This window comes from Bosea sp. OAE506 (genome assembly GCF_040546595.1).
Classification (GTDB): Bacteria; Pseudomonadota; Alphaproteobacteria; order Rhizobiales; family Beijerinckiaceae; genus Allobosea.
The window spans coordinates 1,461,885-1,475,150 of the sequence record NZ_JBEPOB010000001.1; the positions used below are offsets into that span (position 1 = coordinate 1,461,885).

The 13,266-nt window shown below is 64.3% G+C and carries 13 protein-coding genes; 2 read left to right on the top strand and 11 right to left on the bottom strand.

Going from position 1 to position 13,266, the window contains the following annotated elements:
* Positions 1-453: 453 nt before the first annotated feature.
* Positions 454-759 carry a PilZ domain-containing protein gene (locus tag ABIE41_RS07110; RefSeq protein ID WP_192645277.1) on the top strand — a complete coding sequence of 102 codons (306 nt, stop codon included), beginning with the start codon at positions 454-456 and terminating at the stop codon, positions 757-759.
* Positions 760-900: 141 nt separating this feature from the next.
* On the opposite strand, the gene ABIE41_RS07115 is transcribed toward ABIE41_RS07110, so the two are convergent.
* Positions 901-2,000, bottom strand: a protein-coding gene (locus ABIE41_RS07115; protein WP_354191818.1) for an IS3 family transposase whose coding sequence is annotated in 2 segments (ribosomal slippage) — positions 901-1,748 and positions 1,748-2,000 — 1,101 coding nt in all. Because the reading frame shifts where the segments join, the coding sequence is not laid out codon by codon here.
* A 501-nt stretch (positions 2,001-2,501) separates the two neighbouring features.
* Between ABIE41_RS07115 and ABIE41_RS07120 the strand changes: the two genes are divergently transcribed.
* Positions 2,502-4,757 carry a putative bifunctional diguanylate cyclase/phosphodiesterase gene (locus ABIE41_RS07120; RefSeq protein ID WP_192644297.1) on the top strand — a complete coding sequence of 752 codons (2,256 nt, stop codon included), beginning with the start codon at positions 2,502-2,504 and terminating at the stop codon, positions 4,755-4,757.
* Positions 4,758-5,155: 398 nt separating this feature from the next.
* Here ABIE41_RS07120 and ABIE41_RS07125 read toward each other — a convergent pair whose 3' ends face one another.
* The 10 genes from ABIE41_RS07125 to ABIE41_RS07170 form a co-directional block, all read right to left on the bottom strand.
* Positions 5,156-5,713: an HNH endonuclease gene (locus ABIE41_RS07125; RefSeq protein ID WP_066720294.1), complete on the bottom strand. Its 558-nt coding sequence runs from the start codon at positions 5,711-5,713 to the stop codon at positions 5,156-5,158.
* Positions 5,714-5,920: 207 nt separating this feature from the next.
* Positions 5,921-6,817 (bottom strand): 3-hydroxybutyryl-CoA dehydrogenase, encoded by an 897-nt coding sequence (locus ABIE41_RS07130; protein WP_192644296.1) that lies wholly within the window; start codon positions 6,815-6,817, stop codon positions 5,921-5,923.
* A gap of 116 nt (positions 6,818-6,933) precedes the next feature.
* Entirely contained in the window at positions 6,934-7,881 is a 948-nt protein-coding gene (locus ABIE41_RS07135) for an electron transfer flavoprotein subunit alpha/FixB family protein (RefSeq protein WP_192644295.1), read from the bottom strand.
* Positions 7,882-7,885: 4 nt separating this feature from the next.
* On the bottom strand, positions 7,886-8,635 hold the full coding sequence (locus ABIE41_RS07140) for an electron transfer flavoprotein subunit beta/FixA family protein (RefSeq protein WP_192644294.1): 750 nt from the start codon (positions 8,633-8,635) through the stop codon (positions 7,886-7,888).
* Positions 8,636-8,812: 177 nt separating this feature from the next.
* Positions 8,813-9,508, bottom strand: coding sequence for a rhomboid family intramembrane serine protease (locus ABIE41_RS07145; protein WP_192644293.1), 696 nt, complete (start codon positions 9,506-9,508; stop codon positions 8,813-8,815).
* 8 nt (positions 9,509-9,516) lie between these two features.
* Positions 9,517-10,098, bottom strand: coding sequence for a cob(I)yrinic acid a,c-diamide adenosyltransferase (locus ABIE41_RS07150; RefSeq protein ID WP_192644292.1), 582 nt, complete (start codon positions 10,096-10,098; stop codon positions 9,517-9,519).
* Between the two features lie 75 nt (positions 10,099-10,173).
* Entirely contained in the window at positions 10,174-10,740 is a 567-nt protein-coding gene (locus tag ABIE41_RS07155; protein WP_354191819.1) for an acyloxyacyl hydrolase, read from the bottom strand.
* Positions 10,741-10,945: 205 nt separating this feature from the next.
* Positions 10,946-11,134, bottom strand: coding sequence for a twin transmembrane helix small protein (locus tag ABIE41_RS07160; protein WP_192644290.1), 189 nt, complete (start codon positions 11,132-11,134; stop codon positions 10,946-10,948).
* A 78-nt stretch (positions 11,135-11,212) separates the two neighbouring features.
* Entirely contained in the window at positions 11,213-12,085 is an 873-nt protein-coding gene (locus ABIE41_RS07165) for an ABC transporter permease (protein ID WP_192644289.1), read from the bottom strand.
* Positions 12,086-12,218: 133 nt separating this feature from the next.
* The gene (locus ABIE41_RS07170) at positions 12,219-13,265 is read right to left on the bottom strand and encodes an ABC transporter substrate-binding protein (RefSeq protein WP_192644288.1); all 1,047 of its coding nucleotides are present in this window, start codon (positions 13,263-13,265) and stop codon (positions 12,219-12,221) included.
* Position 13,266 lies beyond the last annotated feature (1 nt).

Below are 13,266 nucleotides of genomic sequence, written 5' to 3' on the forward strand. Positions count from 1 at the left end.
TTTTCCGCCACCTTTGGCCGCTGAACATATCTGATTTGCAGTGTTGACCATTGGAAGTCACAATCCGGCCGTGAGACACGAACGCGATCCGTTCTTTCATCCGGTCGCTGACGGCAGCATTGTTTCGAGTCGGGATGGGCATTTTCGTCAGCGCAATAGCCGAGGTGGCTCGCGGTTGGCTGTGGCGATGAACCTGGAGTACGCTGGGACCATAGTGGCGAATTTCAGTTGCAGAGATCCTGCAATCATTGTCCTTTGGCGCGCGGTTTTCGGCCGCCGTGACGGGCGATTTAATGGGGATTTCATCGGGTAGCGAATTTTGAACGATGTGCCGCCGGAGCCGCAAGGCTTTCCCGTTACGTTTCCTGAGATCCATCCTCTTGAGATGACGCTAGGTTAAGGCCTTTTTCACTCGCGCCTGCGATCATGGAGAGGCTGCAACGAGATCTCCAAATGTCGCTCTCTGACGCTAGACCCCGCATCCGGCGCTTTGGCGGTTCCGGCGTTACTCCCTCAGGATCTCCCGCCCGCCTTCGACTGGCAACCGGAATTGCCATCGACTGTATCGCTCACAACGTTAGCACCGGTGGCGCACGGTTGAAGCTGGAGGCGCCAACACAGTTGCCCTTGCGCTTCAAGCTTACCATCGGCGTCAATCGTGAAGTTCATCAAGCGGTTGTCTGCTGGATAGAGGGCCGTGAACTGGGCATTGCCTTCGAATTTGAGGACGACCTCGGCGAGGACGGGGCTGACGACTAGCGGGCCGCGATCGAAGACCCCGCTGCCTTGCGACGTGACGTTGCCCCCAGTTTCTAGCCAGCCTTGAGTTTGTTCCGGCGGTGGTTTGACGTGCTCCCCGATTTTGGGCCAGCGCGAGCTGGAATCGTCCGGGGGTAGGGCTCATGCCGGCGGGGGCGCCGGAGAGCCGTTCATCAGCGATATCGGCGGCTTGTTGCCGATGGCGCTGTGTGGCCGGACCTCGTTGTAGTCTCTACGCCAAGCCTCCATTTTTGCCCGGGCGTCGTCAAGGCTCATGAACCAGTGCGTGTTCAGGCACTCGGCCCGGAACTTGCCGTTGAAGGACTCGATGAAGCTGTTGTCGGTCGGTTTGCCCGGCCTCGAGAAGTCGAGCACGACGCCCTTCTGATAGGCCCAGAGATCGAGGTCGCGGCTGACGAACTCCGAGCCCTGGTCGACGCGGATGCTCCGGGGGTAGCCCATGCCGCCGCAGATCCGCTCAAGCGTCACGACGACGTCCTCGCCGCGATAACTGAAGCGCGGATCTACGGCCGGCGAGAACCGGGAGAAGATGTCGACCACGGTCAGGACCCTGATCTTGCGGCCCGTCGCGAGCTGGTCGTGGACAAAATCCATCGCCCAGGTCTCGTTCGTCTGCGTCGCCGGTTGACGGTCCTCGCGCAGCTTCGCCTTGACCCGGCGCCTGGGCACCTTGTTGCGCAATTGCAGGCCCAACCCCTTGTAAAGGCGATAGATCCGCTTCGGGTTCACCGCCCAGCCATCCCGCTGCAGCAGGATATGCACGCGGCGATAGCCATATCGCACACGCGTCTCGCAGATCTCTTTGATCCGATGCGTCAGCTCGGCCTGCGCGCCCCGCTTCGACTTGTAGACGTAGAGCGAGCGGTCGATCCGCAGTGCCGAGCAGGCGCGCCGCGTCGAGACCTTCCACTCACCTCGCAGCTTGTCCACGAGCTCGCGTTTGCGTGCAGGCCTCAGAGCTTTTTTGATAGCACATCCTGCAGCATGGCCTTGTCGAGCGACGGGTCCGCCACGATCCGCTTCAGCTTCGCGTTTTCTTCCTCAAGCTGCCGCAGCCGCTTCATCTCCGACGGCATCAGCCCGGCGTACTTCTTGCGCCAGTTATAGAACGTCGCGTCCGAAATGCCGGCCTTCCGACAGACCTCCGCGATCGGCACGCCACCCTCAGCCTGCTTCAAAACGAACGCGATCTGCGCCTCGGTGAACTTCGATGCCTTCATGGAACTCTCCTCGTCCCGACCGCGGGATCATAAATGGAAAATTCCAGTTCAGACTGGCCGGGTTTTCGGGGAGCACGTCAGGTTTGAGCCGGCCCCCAGCCACGGTCCTCCTTAGGCGTGCCTGGCTGAGGGCTCCAACCGCCTGGCGATCGACCTCGTCGCATATACGCGAGCGGCTCCTGACCTCGCTGGCGTCTCGATCGCAGACGGGAGGTGAGGTACAGTGATCGCACACCGCTAAGGCGCCAGAGCGCTGCCAGCGACGGACGACGTTTCAAAAACTCGCTGGGGTTAAAACCCCCATCGTACGCTGGGGTAAGACGCGCCAGACCTGACTTGGCGCCGCACTCAAGGCAAAGGCTATCTGCGTTGAACGGCTAGAGGAACCTCGTCGAGTAATTCCGTAAGATTTTGTTGAGACGCTCGAATTTCAAGTCAACCAGCAACCTCGCCCTTCGGGGTACGGCCGCAGGTAATAGGCTGTTTTGAGCGGATCTTTCGATGGCTGAACTGATTGTCGATCTCAGACCTGCGGATGAGGTCGAACGCTTGATGGCTTTGGTTCAATATCAACAGCCTGCCACCCGATCCATTCGTGGTCTCGACGCGATCCTGCGGCATGCCAAGCGCGCCTTCAGCGTCCCCATCGCTATCGTGTCGTTTGTGGGGGCCGATAGGCAGCACTTCCTGGCGCGTGTGGGGATCGACGTTTGCAGTACAGCTCGGCAGGATTCTTTCTGCAGTCATGCAATCCTGAAACACCATGTGATGGTCGTTCCCGACGCCACGCTTGATCCCCGTTTCCGGGCATCACCACTCGTCTCGGGCGAGCATGCGATCCGGTTTTACGCAGGCGCGCCGCTGTTGACGCCTGATGGCCATACGATCGGCGCCCTCTGCATCAAGGACACTGTTCCACGACCGCAAGGCCTGACTGCAGACGAGCGAGATTGTCTGGCCGAGATGGCAGAGCTTGTTATGGACAGGCTCGAAGCTCAACGCCTGGCGACCGTAGAGGCTGACGGCCAGCGTCGCTTCGATGCTGTGGCGGAATCGGCTGCTGACGCCATCATCACCGCTGATGGCAGAAACCGTATTGTGTCCTGGAACAGTGCCGCGGGGCGCATGTTTGGGTACACGGCCGCAGAAGCCGTGGGACAATCGCTTAGCATGATCGTTCCCGATCGCTTCCGGGCGATGCATAAGGCGGGTTTGGAACGCGCTGCGGACGGGCTTCCGACGAAGCTCGTAGGCTCTCTGGTCACAGTGCCCGCTCTGCGAAGGGACGGGACGGAGTTTCCAATTGAGCTCTCCTTGTCGCATTGGCGGGAGAATGGCGAACATTGCTTCGGTGCGATCTGTCGCGACATCACCGAGAGGCAGGAGACTGAGGCTAAGCTCAAATACGCGGCCGAACATGATGCCCTAACCGGCCTCGCAAATCGGACTGTTCTCGACGAGCGCCTCAAGCTGGCAAGCTCTCAAGGCCGGCCAGTCTCTCTGATCATGGTCGATCTCGACGGATTCAAAGATATCAACGACAGCCTGGGGCATGCCGCCGGGGACGAGGTTCTCAAGATCGTCGCCAGCCGCCTTTGCGCTACCGCCGGCACGAACGTGCTGCCATGCCGCCTCGGCGGTGATGAGTTTGTCCTTCTCATTGAAGATCGAGCAGATCCTCAGCAAGCCGTCGAACTTGCGCGGAGGAGCATCGAAGCGATCGAGATGCAGATGGAGCTGGGGGAGCGTTCCGTCTATGTCGGCGCCTGTGCTGGCGCAGCGACCATCACGGGGACAGACTGGGTCGACGATTTGCCGCTCCAGCAGGCGGACCTTGCTTTGTACAAAGCGAAAGCGAGCGGCCGTGGTCGCGTGAGGCTTTTCACTCAGGACCTGATACCGGCGCAGCATTCCCGCACATCCGTGAGCTCCGGGCTGCGACAGGCCTTCGAGCGGGGCGAGTTCGAGCTGTATTACCAGCCACAGGTCCAACTATCGGATTATGCCATCGTGGGGGCGGAGGCCCTTCTCCGCTGGAACCACCCGGATCTCGGTGTCCTTGCGCCTGGTGCGTTTATCGAGACGCTTGGATCGAGCTTGATTGCCGTGCCGGTATCCGAGTGGATCCTCCGTACGGCCTGTCGCCAGGCGGCTGAGTGGCGCCAATCAGGCCATCCGGCCTTCCGGATTGGCGTCAATCTGTTCGCTGCCCAGTTCAAAGCCGGCGACCTCGTCAGCGTCGTTGACGGCATCCTCCGAGAGACGGGGCTGCCGCCCTCCGGCCTCGAACTGGAGGTCACCGAAAACACAATCCTTCGCGACGAGTCGCGAATCGATGCGGTTCTTTATCAGCTTCGGGAAACGGGCGTCGGCATTGCCTTCGACGACTATGGCACGGGATACGCATCGCTGACGATGCTTAAGGAGTTCCCGGTCACACGCCTCAAGATTGACCGGTCTTTCGTCAGCGGCGGAGATACCGGCGGCATAAACCGATTAATTGTCGAGGCCATCTCCAAGCTCGCCAGCGGGCTGAAGCTGGATGTGATCGCCGAAGGCATCGAGACCGTCGAGCAAGCGTCCCTCATGCGGAATTATTGCAGGGAGGGCCAGGGCTACCTGTTCGGGAAGCCAATGCCGGCAGTCGCATTCGAATTGGCGCTAAAGGTTTCGGGGAGAGACGCTAGCGTCGCTGTCCGGCCAGAGCGATCGGCAGTCGACCTTCATCATCAGGGTCGGATCTCCGCTGCACGCTGAGCAGCGAAGTACCTTGTGTGATCCTTTACGGACGACCACAAACAGGGGCAGCATCCGAACCAATAGCGCCACCCTTGGCTGCTCAAACCCCAGCCTTAGCAATTCGCCCTGAAGCGGACGTTCCCAACGACTGCTATGGGCCACCTCCAGAATCTAACGCTCCCACGCGACTAGCGGGTCATCCAGCTTTTGCTCACGAGCGATGATCAGATTGGCACGCCTCGGCTGGGATCTCTGAAGAACGGAGTCCTCTGAAGTCGGCACCCGTACCCAGGCTCGCGCCCGTCTTCGGCCAGGCGTTGCAGTTACGTTCGACGCACACTTTTGGGGTACGACATAGCGGTCTTATAGGGAGAATGGCGCTGTTATGGGGTGCACCACACGAGGCGCGCTGCGCCTCACGGCTCCAGTTCGGAATCCCAGTAGAGATAATCGAGCCAGCTCTCGTGGAGATAGTTCGGCGGGAAGAGCTTGCCGTTGCGGTGCAGGTCGTTGATCGTCGGCGCGTAGGCCTTCTGCATGGGGAACATGTCGACCGCTGCCGGCATCTTATCGCCCTTGCGCAGATTGCAGGGGGAGCAGGCGGCGACCACGTTCTCCCAGGTGGTGAGCCCACCCTTGGAGCGCGGGATGACGTGGTCGAAGGTCAGCTCGTCACGGGCGCCGCAATACTGGCAGGCGAAGCGGTCGCGCAGGAAGACGTTGAAGCGCGTGAATGCCGGGGTGCGCGAGGGCTTGATGTAGGTCTTGAGCGAGACGACCGAGGGCAGCCGCATGTCGAAGCTGGGGCTGCGGACGACCGTGTCGTATTCGGAGACGATATTCACGCGGTCCATGAAGACCGCCTTGATCGCGTCCTGCCAGCTCCAGAGGGAGAGCGGATAATAGCTCAGGGGCCGAAAATCGGCATTGAGAACCAGCGCCGGACAACCATCCGGCGAGGCCATCGGATGCATCACATGCGCCGTCAAACCCGCCGCACCTCCGCTTTCACGTCCGGGACGAATCCCGTACGGACATCAATGTAAGCGCGGCACGACAGGAATGTGAAGGGGTGCGGCGATTGGGCCGCCGCGAGCGTCGGGATCGGATGTGACCCGACCCTCTCTTTCAGGATGCGGTGGGGAGCGTCGCCCGGGTCGAGACGAAGCCCGACGGCTGGTTCAGCGCGTCGGAACCGGCTTTTCGCCGCGGTAATCGTAAAAACCGCGCTTGGTCTTGCGGCCCAGCCACCCGGCCTCGACATATTTCACCAGCAGCGGGCAGGGGCGGTATTTGGAATCCGCCAGGCCGTCATGAAGCACCTGCATGACCGAGAGGCAGGTATCGAGGCCGATGAAATCGGCGAGCTGGAGGGGCCCCATCGGATGGTTGGCGCCAAGCTTCATCGCGGTGTCGATCGCCTCGACCGAACCGACGCCCTCATAGAGCGTATAGACGGCCTCGTTGATCATCGGCAGCAGGATGCGATTGACGATGAAGGCCGGGAAATCTTCGGAGACCGAGACGGTCTTGTGGAGCTTGCCGACGAATTCCTTGGCGAGCTCGAAGGTCTGGTCGTCCGTGGCGATGCCGCGGATCAGCTCGACGAGCTGCATCAGCGGCACAGGGTTCATGAAATGGATGCCGATGAAGCGCTCGGGCCGGTCGGTCGCGGCGGCCAGCCGCGTGATCGAGATCGAGGAGGTGTTGGAGGCCAGCATCGTCTCCGGCTTGATGTGCTGGCAGACGGCGGTGAAGATCTTGCGCTTGGTTTCCTCGTTCTCGGTCGCGGCCTCGATCACGAGGTCGCAGTCGACGAGGCCTTCGAGCCTGGGGGCCGGCGTGATCTTGGCCATGGCGTCGCGGCGGATTTCATCGCCGATCGCGCCCTTGGCGACCTGACGGGCCATGTTGCCGTCGATCGTGGCGAGCGCCGTCTTGATGCGCTCCTCGGCCACGTCGTGCAGCTTCACCTCGAAGCCGGCGACCGCCGCCACATGGGCGATGCCGTTGCCCATCTGGCCCGCGCCGATGATGCCGATCGTCCTGATCGCCTGAGCCGACATGGTCTTTTCCATCTCCGGTGTCGCCGCCCCGCCGCGGGGCGCGATGCGGGCCGCCATTCGCGGCGGCCCGGCCTGGTTTCGTGACCGGGCCGGCGCTTGAGCCGGCCGCCGATCGTGTTGGGTCGGGCCTATTTGCCGAGCTTAGCGAGTTCGGCGTCGAGTTCGGGCAGCAGGGTGAAGAGGTCGCCAACGAGGGCGTAGTCGGCGATCTGGAAGATCGGGGCCTCTTCGTCCTTGTTGATGGCGACGATGACCTTGGAATCCTTCATGCCGGCGAGATGCTGGATCGCGCCGGAGATGCCGACGGCGATGTAGAGGTCCGGCGCCACGACCTTGCCGGTCTGGCCGACCTGCCAGTCATTGGGCGCGTAGCCGGCATCGACCGCGGCGCGCGAGGCGCCCATGGCCGCGCCCAGCCGGTCGGCGACCGGCTCGATGACCTTGGCGAAGGCCTCGGCCGAGCCGAGCGCGCGGCCGCCCGAGATGATGATCTTGGCCGAGGCGAGTTCCGGACGGTCGGACTTGGCGACCTCCTCGCCCTTGAAGCTGGAGGAGCCGTCCTGCGCCGTGGCGGCGACGGCCTCGACCGGCGCGGTGGCGGCGCCGTCGGCTGCGGCGGCGAAGGAGGCACCACGCACGGTGATGACCTTCTTGGCGTCGGCCGACTGGACGGTCTGGATCGCGTTGCCGGCATAGATCGGCCGCTCGAAGGTGTCGGGCGAGACGACCTTGGTGATTTCCGAGATCTGCATCACGTCGAGCAGGGCGGCGACGCGGGGCGTGACGTTCTTGCCGGTGGTGGTGCCGGCCGCGACGATGGCGTCATAGCTGCCGGCGAGCGAGACGATCAGCGCAGCCAGCGGCTCGGCGAGATGGTGGCCATAGGCGGCATCGTCCGCCAGCAGCACCTTCTCGACGCCGTCGAGCTTCGCCGCGGCGTCGGCCACGGCTTGCGCGCCCTGGCCGGCGACCAGGACATGGACGGGCGCACCGAGCGCCTTGGCGGCGAACAGGGCCTTGCGGGTGGCCTCGTTGAGGCTCTTGTTGTCGTGCTCGGCGAGAAGCAGCGTCGTCATGATCTCAGAGAACTCCGGCTTCGGTCTTGAGCTTGGACACGAGTTCGGCGACGGAGCCGACCTTGATGCCGGCGGAACGTCCGGCGGGCTCGACGGTCTTGAGCACCGTCAGACGGGGCGCCATGTCGACGCCCAGCGTCTCGGCCGAGGTCTCGTCCAGCGGCTTCTTCTTCGCCTTCATGATGTTGGGCAGCGAAGCATAGCGCGGCTCGTTGAGGCGCAGATCGGTGGTGACGATGGCCGGCAGCTTGAGCGAGACGGTCTGCAGGCCGCCATCGACCTCGCGGGTGACATCGACCGCATCTGCGCCCAGATCGACCTTCGAGGCGAAGGTGCCCTGCGGCCAGCCCAGCAGCGCGGCCAGCATCTGGCCGGTCTGGTTGCAGTCATCGTCGATCGCCTGCTTGCCGAGAATGACGAGGCCGGGGCTCTCCTGCTCGACGACCTTCTTCAGCAGCTTGGCCACCGAGAGCGGCTCGACCGTGCCCTCGACCTTCACGAGGATGCCTCGGTCGGCGCCCATGGCCAGCCCGGTGCGGATCGTCTCGGCGGCCTGAGCCGGGCCGATCGAGACCACGACGACCTCGGTCGCCTTGCCGGCTTCCTTCAGCCGCAGCGCTTCCTCGACGGCGATCTCGTCGAAGGGGTTCATCGACATCTTGACGTTGGCGAGTTCGACGCCCGAGCCGTCCGCCTTCACCCGGATCTTCACGTTGTAGTCGACAACCCGCTTCACGGGCACAAGGATCTTCATCGTCGTCATCACCGTTCAGAAAAGAGGCTGGTCCCGCCGCATCCGGAGCGTTGCCGCGTGCGGCGGCAGGATGGCGGCATCGCGGCTCTCGGCTCGAATGCGGACGGACCGTAACGACGGCCGTTTGCGCTTGTCAACGCCACGAATAGCCCATCCACGATGCCCAAACCGCACCTCTCAACCCCGCGCCGGGCGCCCGAACAGGCGCGCCTGGCGGTGGATGAAGACGGGCGTGAGCGCGACGCCGGTGGCCAAACCGCCGAGATGGGCCCACCAGCCGACATGGCCGTCCGGGTCGAGCAGGGCCTGGACGAGCTGGAACAGCACCCAGGCCAGGATGGCGTAGAGCGCGGTGATCCGCAGCGGAATCCAGTTGAAGGCGAGCCCCCAGATACGGACGCGGGGGTAGAGCATCAGATAGGCGGCGATGATGCCCGAGATCGCGCCCGAGGCGCCGATCAGGGGCTGCTCCGAGGCCGGGTTGACCAGCGCATGGGCGAGCGAGCCGCCGAGCCCGCAGAGGCAGAAGAACAGCAGGAACCGGGCATGGCCCATGGCATCCTCGACATTGTCGCCGAAGACGAAGAGGAACAGCATGTTGCCAAGCAGATGGGCGAGGCCGAGATGCAGGAAGACGTTGCTCAGCGGCGTCAGCCAGGTCGGCGCCTGCAGCAGCTCGGCGGGAAGCTGCGCCGTGCCGAACAGCACCGAGGGAATCAGCCCGAAGCCGGCCGCGACAGCGATCTGTCCGGTCTCGCTCTCGCGCAGGGTCAGCAGCAGATAGAGCAGGACGCAGAGCGCGATCAGGACATGCGTGACATAGGGCGCGCGCATGAAGCGCAGCGGCACACCGTCATGCAGCGGAATGAACACGCGGCCCGCTAGCGGTTCTGGCCGGGCACCCAGAGCACGTCGCCCTGGGCCCTGGCGTTGAGATGGCGCGAGGCGACGAAGAGGAAGTCCGAGAGCCGGTTGATGTAGTGCAAGGCCGGCGCGCCGACGATCTCGCCCGGCGTCTGGGCGAGTTCGGTCATCAGCCGTTCGGCACGGCGGCTGACCGTGCGCGCGAGATGCAGATGGGTCGCGGCCGGCGTCCCGCCGGGCAGGACGAAGGACCGCAGCGGTGCAAGGTGCTCGTTCAGCCGGTCGATGTCGGCCTCGATACGCTCGACCTGCGCGGCGACGATCCGCAGCGGCTCATAGGCCGGCGGCGTGCCGGTATCGGGCGTCGAGAGGTCGGCCCCGAGGTCGAAGAGGTCATTGCTGATACGGCCGAGCATCGCGTCGAGCTCGGCATCCTCCGTGGCGGCGTGGAGGCGGGCGATGCCGATGCAGGCATTGGTCTCGTCGACCGTGCCATAGGCGGCGACGCGCAGATCGTATTTCGGCCGGCGCGGGCCCGATGCAAGGCCGGTGGTGCCGTCGTCGCCGGTGCGCGTGTAGATTCGGTTGAGCTTGACCATGAGCGCCTTATAGCGCGGCGCGTGCGCGACGGAAGCGGCGTTCGTGCGGTAGCGAGAGCGGCGAAACGCCCCGTCTCAGAAGCTGTAGCCGAGGCGGGCGCCGATATTGGCGGGACCCTTGGGCTGGGTGCGGTCGGAGCAGCCGGCGGTGCTGAAATGCTCCAGCGTCGCGACCAGGCTCCAGCGGTCGTTCAGGCGCACGCCCAGCGCCGCGGCCTCGCGCGTGCCAGTGTTGCAGCCCAGGTTCAGCCGGTTCTCCGGGATGACGGCGCCGGTCTTGCCGTCGTTCAGCGCAGCACCGAGGCTGGCCTCGACGAAGACGGCTCGCGTCAGGTCGACGGTCCAGGTCGCGCCGGCATAGGCGAAGCGCGTGCCGTTGAAATTGGCGCTGGCGCCGAGATGGAAACGCGGCACGAAGGCGTTGGCAAAGCGATCCGACAGGGTGAAGGGCCGTGGCGTCGCGATCTCGCCGCTGAAATTCGCCAGGCCGCTCTCGCGACTGCCGCCTGGATTGGCGACGCGCCCGCGCCGATGCGGGCTTCCCAGGAGAGGGAGGGTGCTGGCGTGGTGGCCGGTGCGTAGCTCGAGGTCCCGGCGGGAAGGGCCTGCGCCTGCGCCGCGAAAGGCGAGACTGCCAGACAACCGAGAGCGAGCAGCGACGCGACGCGAACCATGAGCAATCTGAACTTCTTGTCGGCGGGACGAGGCTTAACGATGCTCAAAGACTCGTGACCGGAATATGGCACGATTGCGGCAAAGCGTCTTGGGTTGCCTTGGCAACGATCCAAAAACGTTTGTTTGTCAGAGGCTTGTAAAATCTGGGGATGACGGGCGCGAGCCTGCGGGCTCAGCCGCTGCGCCACCACAGCACGAAGAGGATGACCAGGATCGCGACGAATTGCAGGACGACGCGCAGGCGCATCAGCTTCTGCGAGGTGCCGGCGCTGCCGCCCCGCAGCATATTGGCGAGGCCGAGGACGAGGACCACGGCGACCGCACCGACGGCGACGGGGACTAAAGAACCGCTGAATGTCATGACCCGCCCCTTAAGGCGCCCCCGCCGGCTTGACCAGCGCCGGCAGGCGCCAGTGACGCCGCGCCGCAGGCGCCGCCTTCAGCGGTAGCGCCGCTGCACGATCAGATGCGCCGTCACCGTCAGCACGATGGTCGCGGTCATCAGGATGAAGGAGATGGCGCCGCCGAAGGGCCAGTTGTTCTGCTGGGCGAACTGGCCATAGACCAGCGGCCCCATCATCTGGAACTTCGGGCCGCCGAGCAGGACGGGCGTGGCATAGGCGTTCATCGCCAGGATGAAGGTCAGGATCGTGCCGGCGAGGATGCCCGGAAGGGCCAGCGGCCAGAGCACGCGGCGAAACATCGCCGCCGGGCCGGCGCCGAGGCTGAAGGCGGCCTCCTCGACATTGCGCGGGATGCCCTCGATCACGCTCTGCAGCGTCAGCACCATGAAGGGCAGGTTGACCGCGACGATGCCGATCAGCACGGCGGTCTCGGTGAACATGATCTGGAGCGGCTGGTCGATCATGCCCAGGCCCATCAGGGAGGCGTTGAGCGCGCCCTTGCTGCCGAAGGCGGTCATCCAGCCGGCGGCGCGCACGGCGTTGCCGACGAAGAGGGGCAGCACCACGGCGATGATCAGCAGATTCTTGAAGCGGCTCTGCGTGCGCGCCAGCACATAGGCGAGCGGGAAGCCCATCACGAGACAGGCGATCGTGCAGACCACGGCGACCCGGACGGTGCGGGCCAGCACGGTGAGATAGTAGCTGTCGGTGAAGAACTTGACGTAGTTCTCGATCGTCAACCCGTCGACCATGAACTGGCCGGGGATGAACTGGTTCAGCGAATAGCGGAACAGGATCGCGATCGGGCCGAGCAGCCCGATCGCGACGAAGATCGTCGCCGGTACGACGAGCAGGCCGGCAAGGCCGGTGCGCGCGCCTGCGACGGGTTCTGGAGCGGTGACGCTCATGGCGTGGCTCCGTCATGCTCGGGCTCGACCCGAGCATCTCCGGACGCGGACGCGGATAACCGCGCCTTCATCGTGATGAGGTTCTCGGGTCGGCGCGGAGCGCCGCCCGAGAATGACGTGCCAGCCCTGTTCATCACGCCTTGAAGACCTTGTCCCACCACTCCTTCATCGCGTTGTCGTTCTTGGCGAGGAAGGCGTAGTCGAGGTCGCGGAGCTTCTTCTCCTCCTCGGGGGTGAAGCCGATGCGCTTCTGCAGGTCGGCCGGGATGGTGAGGCCGGTGACGGTGCCGTTGTAGCCCATATCGGCGGCGAAGGCCTCCTGGGCGGCCTTCTCCAGCATCGCGTTCATGTATGCGTAGGCGTTGTCCTTGTTGGGCGCGTTCTTCTGGATCACGAAGCCCGAGACATAGGCCGGGATGCCCTCGACCGGGGCGACCGCCTCGCAGGGGATGCCGGCGTTCTGCCACTGCACGACGCGCGCCTTCCAGATCGCGCTGATGCCGACCTCCTCGTTCTTCATCGCCGCGGCGAAGGCCTCGTTGGTCGGGTAAACGCGGGCGCCGGCCTTCTTGACCGCCATCAGCACCTCCTTGGCCTTGTCGAGGTCGTTCATCGAGGCGCCGTTGGTCCCGGCGAGCGACGCGGCGATCATGACCGACTGATACTGGATGTCGATGAAGCCGATCTTGTTGCCGTGCTTGGGGTCGAGCCAATCCTTGAAGCCGGTCGGCGCGGGGCTGATGATTTTGGGATTGTAGATCACCACGTTGCCGGAATAGATGTGACCGATACCATAGGGGTACTTCATCGACGGCATCAGGTTCTTGGCGTTGGGAACCTTCGAATAATCGATCGCCTCGACGAGCCCGGCCTCGTTCATCTCGAACATGTTGGCGGCGGACAGGCCCTGGACGTCGACCGTGCCACGCGGCAGGCGGCGCTCGGCGGCCATCTTGGCGCGGCGCGGCGCATCGCCGGCCTGGTCCTGCACGACCTCGAAGCCCTTGGGCTTGAGGAAGGGATCCTCGACGTTCTTGGTCAGCAGGCGGGCATAGTCGCCGCCCCAGGTGCCGACGACGACCTTGCCGGCCGCCTGGGCGAGGGCTGGCGTGCCGAGCCCGGAGGCGAGCGCGACGGCGCCGGCGCCCTTGAGAAGATCGCGTCTGTCGAAAGTGGCCATG

Coding starts and splice junctions, on each gene's coding strand:
- ABIE41_RS07135 (WP_192644295.1), bottom strand. CDS start 7,881: ATGACGACGCTGCTTCTCGCCGAGCACGACAACAAGAGCCTCAACGAG.
- ABIE41_RS07170 (WP_192644288.1), bottom strand. CDS start 13,265: ATGGCCACTTTCGACAGACGCGATCTTCTCAAGGGCGCCGGCGCCGTC.
- ABIE41_RS07120 (WP_192644297.1), top strand. CDS start 2,502: ATGGCTGAACTGATTGTCGATCTCAGACCTGCGGATGAGGTCGAACGC.
- ABIE41_RS07160 (WP_192644290.1), bottom strand. CDS start 11,134: ATGACATTCAGCGGTTCTTTAGTCCCCGTCGCCGTCGGTGCGGTCGCC.
- ABIE41_RS07110 (WP_192645277.1), top strand. CDS start 454: ATGTCGCTCTCTGACGCTAGACCCCGCATCCGGCGCTTTGGCGGTTCC.
- ABIE41_RS07140 (WP_192644294.1), bottom strand. CDS start 8,635: ATGAAGATCCTTGTGCCCGTGAAGCGGGTTGTCGACTACAACGTGAAG.
- ABIE41_RS07125 (WP_066720294.1), bottom strand. CDS start 5,713: ATGCATCCGATGGCCTCGCCGGATGGTTGTCCGGCGCTGGTTCTCAAT.
- ABIE41_RS07150 (WP_192644292.1), bottom strand. CDS start 10,098: ATGGTCAAGCTCAACCGAATCTACACGCGCACCGGCGACGACGGCACC.
- ABIE41_RS07130 (WP_192644296.1), bottom strand. CDS start 6,817: ATGGAAAAGACCATGTCGGCTCAGGCGATCAGGACGATCGGCATCATC.
- ABIE41_RS07165 (WP_192644289.1), bottom strand. CDS start 12,085: ATGAGCGTCACCGCTCCAGAACCCGTCGCAGGCGCGCGCACCGGCCTT.